Consider the following 12167-nt stretch of genomic DNA (forward strand, 5'->3'; position numbering starts at 1 on the left):
GTCCCTGCACGTCGAGGTCGCTCCGTGAAAACGCCGTCCCTGCTCTCCCTCGCCATCGCCAGCGCCCTCGCCTCGGGCCTGGCCCAGGCACAGTCCGCGCCGCCTGCGGAACCCGCCACCAGCGATGCCAAGACCCTCGACGCGATCATCGTCACCGGCACCCGCGTGGCCGGACGCTCGCGCAACGACACGCCCGCCCCGGTGGATGCCATTCCGGCCGCGCAGCTCGAACGCACCGGCGCGCCGGAGCTCAATCAGGCCCTGTCGGTGGCCCTGCCCTCCTTCAACTTCCCGCGCCCCGGCCTCGCCGACGGCACCGACACCATCCGTCCGGCGCAGCTGCGCGGCCTCGCCCCCGACCAGACCCTGGTGCTGGTGAACAGCAAGCGCCGCCACGCGGCCTCGCTGGTGAACGTGAATGGCACCGTGGGCCGCGGCTCGGCAGCCGTGGACCTCAATACCATCCCCACGGCCGCGGTGCGCACGGTGGAGGTGCTGCGCGACGGCGCCTCGGCGCAGTACGGCTCGGATGCCATCGCCGGCGTGATCAACGTGCTGCTGCGCGAGGCCGACAGCGGCGGCGGGCTGACCATCAGCCATGGCTGGCGCGATACCGAATACGAGACCCTCACCGGCACGCCGCCTGCCGGCGCCACCTGGTCGGCCCCGGCGCGCCTGAAGCGCTCGCGCAGCGATGGCGATACCACCACGGTATCGGCCTGGAAGGGCCTGAACCTCGCCGGGGCGGGATTCCTCACCCTCTCGGCCGAGATCAAGGACCAGGAACGCACCGAGCGCGGCGGCTGGGACTTCCGCCAGCAGTACCCGCTGCTGAACGGCAGCTTCGATCCGCGCGAGGCCACCTTCAACCGCTTCAGTGCCTGGTACGGCGAACCGGAACTGCGGCAGAAGACCCTGTTCGCCAATGCCGGCATCGATTTCGAGAGCGGCGCGCGCCTCTACGGCTGGGCGAGCTGGCAAGACCGCAACGCCACCTCGGCCGGCTTCTACCGCCCGGCCAACGACACCCGCAACATCCCCTCGATCTACCCCGATGGCTTCCTGCCACTGATCAACCCGACGGTGATCGACAGCAGCGTGGCCGGCGGCATCAAGTGGCTGTGGGGCGAGTGGTCGATGGACAGCTCGCTGGTCTGGGGCAGGAACGAGATGGACTTCACCATCCGCAACAGCCTCAACCGCTCGATCGGCCCCAGCAGCCAGACCGTGTTCCGCGCCGGCGGCTTCGACTACAGCCAGCTGGTCTTCAATTTCGGTGGCACCCGCGCCTACCCCACCGAGCGCCTCGCCTCCGACCTCTACGTGGCCGCCGGCCTCGAGGCCCGCAGCGAGCGCTACCGCATCTTCGCCGGCGAGCCGGCCTCCTACGTGTTTGGCGGCGCCCTGCTGCCCAATGGCCAGCCGGCCCCGCCGGGCGCCCAGGTCTTCCCCGGCTTCCGCCCCAGCAACGAAGTGGACGAATCGCGCGAGGCCGTGGGCCTGTACGTGGACCTGGAGGCCAACCTGAGCGAGCGGCTGCTCGGCTCCGCCGCCCTGCGCGGCGAGCACTACTCCGACTTCGGCAGCAACCTCTCCGGCAAGCTGGCCCTGCGCTATGACTTCAGCGAGGCCTTCGCCCTGCGCGGCTCGCTGCAGAACGGCTTCCGCGCCCCCTCGCCGCAGCAGCAGTACTTCACCGCCACCTCCACCAACTTCATCAACGGCGTGCCCTTCGAGATCACCACCTTCCCGGCGACCAGCGCCGTGGCGGCGGCCCTGGGCGCGAAACCACTGGAGGCAGAGGAATCGGTGAACCTCTCGCTCGGCGCGGTGTTCACCTTCGGCGAGGCCACCCTGACCATCGACGCCTACCGCATCGATGTCGACAACCGCATCGTGCTCTCCGAGAACCTGACGCAGGCCAGCGTGCGCAACTACCTCACCGCGCAGGGCTTCGTCGGCATCGGCGGCGGCCGCTTCTTCATCAACGGCGTGGACACCGAGACCACCGGCGTGGACGTGGTGTTCACCCTGCCCTGGGAAACCGGCGCCGGCCGCTTCGACCTCACCCTGCTCGGCAACTACAACCGCACCAAGGTCACTCGCACCCCGACGACGGCACCGATCACCAGCATCGACCCCACCATCCGCCTGTTCGACCGGGTGAACGTGCTGACCTTCGAGAAAGGCTCGCCGAAGGACAAGATCGGCGCCCACCTGAACTGGACGCTCGACCGCTTCGCCGCCACCTTCCGCGCCACCCGCTACGGCGAGGTGCTGGCCCCGGGCACCACGCCGGCCAACGACTTCGTGCTGAGTCCGAAGGTGCTGATCGATCTCGAGGGCCGGGTGCGGCTGTGGGAGAGCATCGAACTCGCCGTGGGCGCGGAGAACCTCACCGACCGGTACCCCGACCCGCTGCCGCCCTTCCTCAACACCACCGGCGCCACGGCCTTCTCGAACTACTCGCCCTTCGGCCGTTCCGGACGCCTCGTCTACGGCCGCCTCGCCATCGACTTCTGATCCCGGCCTGCCGCAGAGGCGGCGGGCGCGGCGAACAGTTCGCCCTGCGCTGGCACCGGCGCGGGGCGTTTTTTCGCCGCCTCGTCGCGCAGGCGCGGACGTGCCTGGCGCAGCCGGCTGCCATGCTTCGCCAGCACGGCGCGGGCCTCTTCGCGCATGCCGGGGTGCTCGCGCCACCAGGCGGTGAGCCGCGCCTTGGCCTCGCGCGCGGCCTGCTCGTGGTCGCGCAGCGGCCCGGGGTAGTCGCGTCCCAGCACCAGGCCGTGCTTCGCAAGCTGCGCCGGCGGCAGTTTCCAGGGCATGTGTATCCAGGGCGCCGGCAGCGCGGCCAGCTCGGGCACCCAGCGACGCACGAAGCAGCCCTCGGGATCCTGGTCCAGGCCCTGCTTCACCGGGTTGTAGATGCGCGGCACGTTGATGCCGGTGACGCCGGCCTGCATCTGCACCTGCGGCCAGTGGATGCCGGGCTCGTAATCGCTGAAGCAGCGGGCAAGATGCAGGCCGGGCTCGCGCCAGTGCAGCCAGAGGTGGTAGCCGGCCACGGCCATCAGCATCGCCCGCATGCGGAAGTTGATCCAGCCGGTGGCAAGGAGCCGGCGCATGCAGGCATCGACGAAGGGCCAGCCGGTGGTGCCACTGCGCCAGGCCTCGAAGGCCGCGCGGTCGAACTGGCCTTCGCGCAGGCCGTCGAAACCGCGGTGGGTGTTGCGGAACTCGATCGCCGGCTCGCTCTCCAGCTTCTGCATGAAATGCCCCTGCCAGTGCAGGCGCGACTCGAAGCTGCGCAGGGCGCGCGCCGGCGTGGCCGCGCCGGCCGCCGCCGCGGCGCGGGTGGCGGACAGCGCCTCGCGGATCGACAGGCTGCCGGTGGCGAAATGCACCGAGAGCCGCGAGCAGGCCTTCGTCGCGCTCAAAGGGCTGCTCATGCCACGCACGTAGTCCGCGCCGCGGCCATCGAGGAAGCTCGCCAGCAGGCGAAGCGCCGAGGCCCTGCCGCCGGGCTGGCGGCCGGGGCAGGGATCCTCGGGCAGGCCGAGCTCGCGCGCGGCAGGCAGGGCCTCGCAGCGGCGCTCCGCCAGCCAAGCCGAGGCTTCGCCCTCGCGCGGGGGCGGCAGGGGCGGGCGAAGCGCGGCAGGCGCCGGAAGCGGAGCAGCGCCATTGTGCCGCTCCCAGCGCGGCAGCCAGTCGCTGCGGCGGGCCAGCCGGCGCACCGTGCTGCCGTTCGGATGCTCGATGAAGGGAATGCCCTGCGCCCTCGCCCAGGCGGCCACGGCCCGGTCGCGGGCGAAGGTCCAGGCATTGCCGGTTTCCTCGTGGGCGTGCAGCTCGGCGATGCCATGGGCGCGGCGCAGGGCCTCGAACACCGCCACCGCCTCGCCGGTGAATACCCCGAGGGGCGCCCCGAGGCCGGCCAGCTCGCCCCGCAGTTCCTCGAGCGCCTCGCGGATCACCGCCCACTGCCGGCCGCTGGCATCCGGCTGCTGCCAGAGCCCCGGCTCGACGAGGTAGACCGGCAGCAGCGGACGGCCGCTGGCCGCCGCCGCGCGCAGGGGCGCGTGGTCGGCGATGCGCAGGTCGCGCTTGAACCAGACGAGGGCGTGGGCCATGCGTGGATGCTGCCCCGCCGCCCGCGGCGGGTGGGTGAAACGCGGAAGGCGCGCACCACGGCATGGCCCCGGGCCGCCCCCGACCTCCGGCACGGGGCGGAGGCGCGCCCGGCAGCTACTCTCAGGGCATCCGCCTCAAGGGGATCTTCCGCATGCGCCATGCCCGCCTCGCCCTCGCCACGGCCCTCGCCCTCGCGTTCTCCAGCGCCCATGCCGCCGAGGCGGCGAAGTGGGACGTGAACGGGAAGCACGGCCCGACCAGGACCGTGCGCTTCTCCACCGACGAAGGCACCTGGCTGGATCTCGACGTGTCGCCGGACGGTCACCACATCGTGTTCTCCCTGCTCGGCGACCTCTACCGCCTGCCGATCGGCGGCGGTCGCGCCGAACGCCTCACCTCGGGGCCGGCCTGGGACGTGCAGCCGCGCTATTCGCCCGATGGCGCGGAGATCGCCTTCACCTCCGACCGCGATGGCGGCAACAACCTCTGGCGCATGCGGGCCGATGGCACGAACCCGGTGCAGGTCACCCGGGAGCGCTTCCGCCTGCTCAACAACCCGGCCTGGACCCCGGACGGGCAGTACCTCGTGGGCCGCAAGCATTTCACCGGCCTGCGTTCTCTGGGCGCGGGCGAGCTCTGGCTCTACCACCGCGACGGCGGCGAGGGCCTGCAGCTCACCAAACAGAAGAACGACCAGCAGGACCTCGGCGAACCCGCGGTCTCGCCGGATGGCCGCTACGTCTATTTCAGCGAGGACGTGAGTCCGGGCCCGAGCTTCCAGTACAACAAGAACCCGCACGGTCTGATCTACGCCATCAAGCGCCTCGACCGCGAGACCGGCGCCATCGAGACCCTGGTGGCCAGCGCCGGCGGCGCGGTGCGGCCGCAGCCTTCGCCGGATGGCAGGACCCTGGCCTTCGTCAAGCGCCTGCGCGAGAAGAGCGTGCTGCATCTGCTCGACCTCGAGAGCGGCATCGTGCGCCCGCTCTGGGACGGCCTCGAGCGCGACCAGCAGGAGGGCTGGGCGATCTTCGGCCCCTACGCCAACTTCGACTGGACGCCGGATGGCCGCGCCCTCGTGGTCTGGGGCCGGGAGGGCAGGTTCTGGCGCGTCGATGCCGTAAGCGGCGAGGCCACCAACATCCCCTTCGAGGCCGAGGTGGAACTGCAGGTGACGGAAGCACCGCGGCAGCAGAAGGTGCTGCCGCAGGGCGAGTTCACCCCGCGCATGGTGCGCGACGTGGCCACCTCGCCGGACGGGCGGCGGGTGCTCTTCCATGCCGTGGGCCGGCTCTGGCTCAAGGAGGGCGAAGGCCGGCCGCGCGCCCTGACGGCGGCCGAGGACCGCTTCGAGTACCAGCCGGCCTTCTCGCCGGATGGCCGGCGGGTGCTCTTCACCACCTGGAACGACGAGCGCCGCGGCCAGGTGGTGGAACGCGAGCTGGCCAGCGGCCGCGAGCGGGTGCTGAGCAGCGAACCCGGTGTCTACGCCTCGCCGCGCTATTCCCCGGATGGACGCCGCATCGTCTTCACCAAGGACGGCGGCCATGCCCTGATCGGCGGCGCCTACGACCGCGACGCCGGCGTCTACCTGCTGGAGCCGGGCAGCGCCCCGCGGCGCATCGCCGAGCGCGGCCGCGACCCGCAGTTCAGCGCCGATGGCGAGCGGGTGCTGTTCCTCACCGGCGGCGGCATCGCAAAGAAGCTGATGTCGGTCGGCCTGCACGGCGAACAGCCGCGCGAGCTGCTCGACCTCAAGTACGTGAATGCCGTGGCGCTCTCGCCGGATGGCCGGCACGTGGCCTTCACCGAGCTGTTCAATGCCTACGTGGCGCCGCTGCCGGCCACCGGCGGCAGCATCGCCCTGTCGAAGGACACCAGGGCGATTCCGGTCACCGCCCTCACCACCCGGGTGGGCGCCGAACTGCACTGGTCGGATGCCCGCACCCTGCACTGGGTGGAAGGCGATCGCTACGTGAGCCGCCGGCTGGAGGCCGGGAACGACGACGGCGGCCGGCCGCTGGGTTTGAGCGTCCCGGTGGACACGCCGAGCGATACCGTGGCCTTCGTCGGCGGCCGGATCATCACCATGCGCGAGGCCGAGACCACCCAGGAAGTGATCGAGGACGGCGTGCTGCTGGTGCGCGGCGACCGCATCGCCGCCGTGGGCCGGCGCGGCGAGGTGGCCGTGCCGGCCGGAGCGCGGGTGGTGGACGTGGCCGGCAAGACCCTGCTGCCCGGCTTCATCGACGCCCACGCCCACGCCAACCACTTCTTCGACGGCGCCATCCCGCAGGCCAACTGGGCCTACTACGCCAACCTCGCCTTCGGCATCACCACGATGTTCGACCCTTCCGCCAACACCCCCACGGTGTTCTCGCAGGCGGAACTGGTGCAGGCCGGGCGGATGGTGGGCCCGCGGGTGTTCTCCACCGGCACCATCCTGTACGGCGCCGACGGCGACTTCAAGGCCGTGGTGAACTCGCTGGACGACGCCCGCGCCCACCTGCAGCGCCTGAAGGCGAACGGCGCCTTCGCGGTGAAAAGCTACAACCAGCCGCGCCGCGACCAGCGCCAGCAGATCAACCAGGCGGCGCGCGAGCTGGGGATGATGACGGTGGAGGAAGGCGGCAGCACCCTGCAGCACAACCTCACCATGATCGTGGACGGCAGCAGCAACATCGAGCACAACCTGCCGGTGGCGCCGCTGCGCCGTGATGTGATCGAGCTGTGGCGGCAGACCGACGTGCGCAACACGCCCACCCTGGTGGTCACCTTCGGCGGCCTCTCCGGCGAGTACTGGTGGTATGCCCGCGAGCGGGTCTGGGAGAACGAGCGCCTGCTGCGCTTCTTCCCGCGCAGCACCCTGGATGCCCGCGCCATCCGCCGCGAGACCGGGCCGGACTGGGACTACTGGCACCTCACCGTGGCCGAGTCGCTGAAGCGGCTGCGCGATGCCGGCGTGGGCGTGCAGGTGGGCGGCCACGGCCAGCTGCAGGGCCTGGCTCCGCACTGGGAGATGTGGATGCTGGCCCAGGGGGGCTTCACGCCCTTCGAGGCCCTGCGTGCCTTCACCATCGACGGCGCCGACCACCTCGGCTTCCGCCAGGACCTGGGCTCGCTGGAAGTGGGCAAGAAGGCCGATCTCGTGGTGCTCGAGGGCAATCCGCTCGAGGACCTGCGCGCCAGCGCGAACACGGCGCTGGTGATGGTGAATGGCCGCCTGTTCGATGCCAGCACCATGGCCGAGATCGGCGGCCGGCAGCGGCCGGCGCCGGTCTTCCACTGGCAGCGCCAGCCCACCGGACTCAGCGCGGCCGCAGCCTGGGGCCCTACCGCTCCCTGCCACTGCCCGAAGGGCCACCGCGTGCCGATGCCCTGGGAGTACGGCGGCGCCTGGACGCGCTAGGCTGGGGGCATGCGCCCGGGCCTCTCCGCCGCCGTCCTCCTCGCCGCCCTGCTGGGCGGCATGGCCTCGGCCTCCCCGGCGCCGGCCACTCCCGCCGTCCTCGTCCACCTCTGCTACGAGAACAGCGAGATCGCGCCATGGCGCTTCCGTGACCGCAGTGGGCTCAATTTCCTGATGCTGGAGGCGGTGGCCCGCGAGAGCAACGTGCGCTTCGTCTACCACGCCCGGCCCTGGCGGCGCTGCCAGGACGACCTGCGCGCCGGGCGCGTGGATGGGGCCTTCGGCATGAGCTACACCCCGGAGCGGGCCAGCTTCGCCGTCTACCCCGGCGGCATCCACCCGGATCCGGCGCGGCGCATGTTCGAAGGCGGCTACGTGCTGGTGCGGCGTGCCGGAACCCCGGTGCACCTCGAGGGCGGACGCATCCGCGGCCTGTCCGGCCCGATCGGCGCCGAACCCTCGCACTCCATCGCCCTCGATCTCGCACGCGCCGGCTACGAGGTGGACGACGGCTCGCCCGGACCCGAGGCCCTGCTGCGCAAGCTGAAGGCCGGCCGCCTCGGCGCCGCCGCCGTGGGCACCGACCAGGCGCACAATCTGCGGCGCGACGATCCCGCGCTGTTCGACGGCCTCGAGGTGCTGCCGGTGCCGCTGGTGGAGAAGCCCTACTTCCTGGTGTTCTCGCGGCCTTTCGTGCGCAGCCGCCCCGTTCTGGCCGAACGTCTGTGGGAAGCCATCGCCACCGTGCGCGAAAGCCCCGGCTACCAGGCTGCGCTGGCCGAGGCCCGTGGCCGGCAGGCCCCTGCCAGCGCCGAGCCGCGGCCATGACCCGCCTGCTCCTGCTGCTCGCCCTGCTCCTGCCCGCCCTGCCGTCCGGCCTGGCCTCGCAGCCCGCCCGCGGCACGGCCTCCGGAGCCGAACCACGGCTGCTGCGCTTCTGCTTCGAGGAAACCCCGGCACCCCCCTGGCGCACCCGGCAGCAGGTGGGCCTGTACTTCGAGCTCCTGCGCGAGGCGGCGCGCCGCCTCGACCTCGCCTTCGTCTTCGAACCCCAGCCCTGGCCCTTCTGCCTCGCCGAGGTCGAGGCCGGGCGCATGCATGGGGCCTTCGCCGTGGCCTGGAGCCCGGAGCGCCGGCGCATCTTCGCCTTCCCCGAGTATGCGCCGGCAGTGCCCGCCGACATCCTGCGCACCGACGACATCCTGCTCATCCGCCGCCGCGGCAGCGAAGTGCGGGTGGTGGACGGCCGCCTGCTCGGCACGGCCAGGCCGGTCGGCGTGCTGCCGGGCTATGCCATCGCCGATGACCTGCAGCGCCTCGGCTGGCCGGTGGAGACCGCTTCCCGCGACCACGTGGTGCAGCTCTCCCGGCTCGTCGCCGGGGAGGTCGATGCCGTGGCCCTGAGCGCCTTCCGCTGGAAGCAGCTGCAGGCCGTGGGCGGCCCGGCCCTGGCCCGGCTGGAGGCCCTGCCCGAACCCATCCTCACCAAGCATTACTTCCTCGGCCTCTCCAGGGCCTTCGCCGAAGCGCATCCCAAGCTCGCCCGGCGCATCTGGGCCGCCGTGCGCGAGGTGCGCGATGGCGAGGACTACCGCCGGCGCGAGGCCGCGGCCCTCGCCGAGGCCCTCGCCCCCCGCCCCTGAGGGCCGCCCGCAAGCACGAAGCCGCCTGCAACGCCAGCCTGTGCGCCGCCGCCCGGGGCGGAGAGAATCGGGGGCCGTTCCATGCCCTGCCCCGTGCCGATGTCGAGCTCCACCCCCGCTGCCGCCGAAACCGCCACCGCCCTGCCCGCCCCGGCCCGCGATCCCGCGGCCATCGCCGCCGGCATCGCCCGGCGCATCGCCGAGGGCATCGGCGCCCAGCCGGCGCAGGTACGGGCAGCCATCGAGCTGCTCGACGGCGGCGCCACCGTGCCCTTCATCGCCCGCTACCGCAAGGAAGTGACCGGCGGCCTCGATGACACCCAGCTGCGCGAGCTGGAACAGCAGCTCGGCTACCTGCGCGAGCTGGAGGAGCGCCGCGACGCCATCCTCGCCTCGATCGCCGAGCAGGGGAAGCTGACGAAGGCCCTGCTCGAGGACCTGCTCGCCGCCGACAGCAAGGCGCGCCTGGAAGACCTCTACCTGCCCTACAAGCCGAAGCGCCGCACCAAGGCACAGATCGCCCGCGAGGCCGGGCTGGAGCCGCTCGCCGATGCGATCCTGGCCGATCCCTCGGTCGCCCCCGAGGAACGCGCCGCCGCCTTCGTCGATGCGGAGAAGGGCGTGGCCGACGTGGCCGCGGCGCTGGACGGCGCCCGCGCCATCCTGATCGAGCGCCTCGCCGAAAATGCCGCCCTGGTCGGCGAACTGCGCGAATGGCTGCAGCAGAAGGGCGTGCTGCGCTCCCGGGTGATGCCGGGCAAGGAGGCGGAGGGCGCGAAGTACCGCGACTACTTCGAGCACGTCGAGCCGATCGCCACCATCCCCTCGCACCGCATGCTGGCCCTGCTGCGCGGCCGCCGCGAGGAGATCCTGGCCGTCGATCTCGAGCCCACCGCCGACCTCGAGGCCGGCCACGCCTATGCCGAAGGCCGCGTGGCCCTGGCGGCCGGCATCACGCCGAAGGGCCGGGCGGCGGATGCCTGGCTGCTCGCCACCTGCCGCCTCGCCTGGCGCGCCCGCCTGCTGATGCACCTCTCGGTGGAACTGCTGGCCGCCGCCCGGGAGAAGGCCGAAGCGGAAGCCATCGCGGTGTTCGGCGAGAACCTCAAGGATCTGCTGCTCGCCGCCCCTGCCGGCCCGCGCCCGGTGCTGGGCCTCGACCCCGGCCTGCGCACCGGGGTGAAGGTGGCGGTGGTGGATGCCACCGGCAAGCTGGTGGCCACCGACACGATCTACCCGCACGAACCGAAGCGGCAGTGGGAGGCCTCGATCGCCCGCCTCGCCGAGCTCTGCGCCGCGCACCGGGTCGAGCTGATCGCCATCGGCAACGGCACTGCCAGCCGCGAGACCGACAGGCTGGCCGGCGAACTGATCGCCAGGCACCCGGCGCTGAAACTCACCAAGGTGGTGGTCAGCGAGGCCGGCGCCTCAGTGTATTCGGCCTCGGAGCTGGCCGCACGCGAGTTCCCGGAGCTCGACGTCAGCCTGCGCGGCGCCGTCTCCATCGCCCGCCGCCTGCAGGACCCGCTGGCCGAGCTGGTGAAGATCGAGCCGAAATCGATCGGCGTCGGCCAGTACCAGCACGACGTGAACCAGTACGCCCTGGCGCGCGCCCTCGACGCCCGGGTGGAGGACTGCGTGAACGCCGTGGGGGTATTCGTGAACACCGCCTCGGCACCGCTGCTGGCACGCGTTTCGGGCCTGAGTGCCACGGTGGCCGAGAACATCGTCCGCTACCGCGACGAGCACGGCGCCTTCCGCTCGCGCCGCGAGCTGCTGAAAGTGCCGCGCCTCGGCGAGAAGACCTTCGAGCAGTGCGCCGGCTTTTTGCGCATCGCCGGCGGCGAGGAGCCGCTCGATGCCTCGGCCGTGCACCCCGAGGCCTACCCGGTGGTGGAGAAGATCGTGAAGGCCTGCGGCCGCCCGGTAACACAGCTGATCGGCGATACCGCCACCCTGCGCAGCCTGAAGCTGGAGCAGTTCACCGACGAGCGCTTCGGCCTGCCGACGGTGCGGGACATCGTGAAGGAACTCGAGAAGCCCGGCCGCGACCCGCGCCCGGAGTTCAAGGCCGCACGCTTCGCCGAGGGCATCGAGGACCTGAAGGACCTGCGCCCCGGCATGGTGCTGGAGGGCGTGGTCACCAACGTGGCGGCCTTCGGCGCCTTCGTCGACATCGGCGTGCACCAGGACGGCCTCGTCCACATCTCGGCCCTGTCCGAGCGCTTCGTGAAGGACCCGCGCGAGGTGGTGAAGGTGGGCGACGTGGTGAAGGTGAAGGTGCTGGAGGTGGACGTGGCGCGCAGGCGCATCGCCCTCACCCGCCGCCTCGACGACGTCCCCGGCGAGGCCCGCGGCGGCCGGCGCGAGGAGCGCCCCGGGCCGGACGGGCGCAGCGGACAGGCGACGCGCGACCCCCGCCACGCCGCTGCGCGCGGCGGCGGACGCGGCGCCCCCGCCGGCACGGCCCCGGGGCCCGCCAACACCGCCCTGGCCGATGCCCTGCGGGCGCTGAAGCGCTGAGCTGAAGCGCTGAGGCGAGACTGGCACTTGACGCCTCATGCGCCGGCCACTAGGGTGGCGGGCGTCGAAGGTTTCCATCGCTTCATCGAGATGATGCGATGGAATGAAAAGGGAAGCCGGTGAAGGCCCCGTGCCCATTCCGGCGCTGCCCCGCAGCGGTCATTGGAAACGACCTCCGCACCAGGCACTGGCCCCTGTGGCCGGGAAGCCGCGGACAGTAGGCCCGCGCCTCCGGGCGCCCGTCCATGAGCCCGAAGACCTGCCTCGACCGGAAGGCCACACCGGCTTTCCGACTGGCCTGGCGTCTCCGAGGGGAGGCAGAGGGCGTGATGGTCGGGGCGACCACGCCACCGGCCCTGCGTCTTCGTGTCCTCACGGAATGCCGGCTCGCCCGAGGGGGCGAGGGCCGCTTCCGCTCCGTTCTCCGCACCGGAGCGCGTTGCCTTCGTTCCTCATCCGAC

At 72.2% G+C, this 12167-nt stretch carries 6 protein-coding genes and 1 riboswitch; of the genes, 5 read left to right on the forward strand and 1 reads right to left on the reverse strand.

The features are described from left to right. Window positions 1-24 precede the first annotated feature (24 nt). Entirely contained in the window at window positions 25-2523 is a 2499-nt protein-coding gene (locus G408_RS0106605) for a TonB-dependent receptor plug domain-containing protein (RefSeq protein ID WP_028770465.1), read from the forward strand. Here the strand turns inward: G408_RS0106605 and G408_RS13515 are convergent. Beyond that, window positions 2496-4130: an FAD-binding domain-containing protein gene (locus G408_RS13515; RefSeq protein ID WP_084628105.1), complete on the reverse strand. Its 1635-nt coding sequence runs from the start codon at window positions 4128-4130 to the stop codon at window positions 2496-2498. The genes G408_RS0106605 and G408_RS13515 overlap by 28 nt on opposite strands. Window positions 4131-4282: 152 nt before the next feature. Between G408_RS13515 and G408_RS13520 the strand changes: the two genes are divergently transcribed. From G408_RS13520 to G408_RS0106630, 4 genes are all read left to right on the forward strand, one after another. Beyond that, a complete protein-coding gene (locus G408_RS13520; RefSeq protein ID WP_051282693.1) occupies window positions 4283-7540 on the forward strand; it encodes an amidohydrolase family protein in 3258 nt (1085 codons plus the stop codon). Between the two features lie 9 nt (window positions 7541-7549). Continuing rightward, window positions 7550-8368, forward strand: coding sequence for a substrate-binding periplasmic protein (locus tag G408_RS13525; protein ID WP_051282694.1), 819 nt, complete (start codon window positions 7550-7552; stop codon window positions 8366-8368). Further along, window positions 8365-9183 (forward strand): substrate-binding periplasmic protein, encoded by an 819-nt coding sequence (locus G408_RS0106625; protein WP_028770466.1) that lies wholly within the window; start codon window positions 8365-8367, stop codon window positions 9181-9183. Before G408_RS13525 ends, G408_RS0106625 begins: the two co-directional genes overlap by 4 nt. Window positions 9184-9264: 81 nt before the next feature. Continuing rightward, entirely contained in the window at window positions 9265-11706 is a 2442-nt protein-coding gene (locus G408_RS0106630) for a Tex family protein (protein ID WP_245584278.1), read from the forward strand. Window positions 11707-11774: 68 nt separating this feature from the next. Continuing rightward, a riboswitch (cobalamin riboswitch) is annotated at window positions 11775-11971 on the forward strand. Window positions 11972-12167: the final 196 nt, after the last annotated feature.

Origin of the sequence: Silanimonas lenta DSM 16282, from assembly GCF_000429065.1 — a bacterium.
Taxonomy (GTDB): Bacteria; Pseudomonadota; Gammaproteobacteria; order Xanthomonadales; family Xanthomonadaceae; genus Silanimonas; species Silanimonas lenta.

Excerpts from the sequence above, each read along its gene's own strand:
- G408_RS13515 (WP_084628105.1), bottom strand. The coding sequence starts at position 4,130 with ATGGCCCACGCCCTCGTCTGGTTCAAGCGCGACCTGCGCATCGCCGAC.
- G408_RS13520 (WP_051282693.1), top strand. The coding sequence starts at position 4,283 with ATGCGCCATGCCCGCCTCGCCCTCGCCACGGCCCTCGCCCTCGCGTTC.
- G408_RS13525 (WP_051282694.1), top strand. The coding sequence starts at position 7,550 with ATGCGCCCGGGCCTCTCCGCCGCCGTCCTCCTCGCCGCCCTGCTGGGC.
- G408_RS0106625 (WP_028770466.1), top strand. The coding sequence starts at position 8,365 with ATGACCCGCCTGCTCCTGCTGCTCGCCCTGCTCCTGCCCGCCCTGCCG.
- G408_RS0106630 (WP_245584278.1), top strand. The coding sequence starts at position 9,265 with ATGCCCTGCCCCGTGCCGATGTCGAGCTCCACCCCCGCTGCCGCCGAA.